1 protein-coding gene is annotated in these 562 nt (G+C 74.9%); it reads left to right on the top strand.

The window, feature by feature from the left end:
• Positions 1 to 420, top strand: a 420-nt coding sequence (locus VTU_RS0121215; RefSeq protein ID WP_010108486.1) for a glutamate--tRNA ligase family protein, incomplete at its 5' end; no start/stop codon positions are given.
• Positions 421 to 562 lie beyond the last annotated feature (142 nt).

Below are 562 nucleotides of genomic sequence, written 5' to 3'. Positions count from 1 at the left end.
TGGCTGGGCGCGCAGTGGCAGGACGTTGCCCGCGTGGTCGGCGACTTTGTCCTGCACCGCGCCGACGGGCTCTGGGCCTACCAGCTCGCCGTGGTGGTGGACGACGCCGACCAGGGAATCACCGACGTGGTGCGCGGCGCGGACCTGGCCGACAGCACCGCGCGCCAGATCCTGCTGCAGCAGGCCCTGGGCCTGCCGACGCCGAGCTACCTGCACACGCCCCTGGTGCGCGGCGCCCACGGCGAGAAGCTCTCCAAACAGAGCGGCGCCCCGGCGCTCGACCTGCGCCATCCGCTGCAGGCCCTGTCGCAGGCGGCGCAGGTGCTGGGGCTGCCGCCGCAACCCCAGGAGACGGACCTGTCCGGGGCCTTCGCACAGTGGGTTGCGGCCTGGCGCCAGAACTGCGCTGGCGCAGCGTGAGCGCCACCCCGGGGCGCGCGAGAAAGCATTCACCGCTCGGCCCTTGCTCCCCGCGGCGCGGGCGCCGCGTCGGCGACGAGGACCTGTACGCCCGCGGCCGCGAGCTTTTCCGCCAGCAGCCCCTGCGGCGGCGCGCTCACGA

Source organism: Verminephrobacter aporrectodeae subsp. tuberculatae At4 (assembly GCF_000193225.1).
Lineage (GTDB): Bacteria > Pseudomonadota > Gammaproteobacteria > Burkholderiales > Burkholderiaceae_C > Acidovorax > Acidovorax aporrectodeae.
Note: the sequence above shows the minus strand (reverse complement) of the source record. Positions and strands in the feature narration are given on the sequence as shown.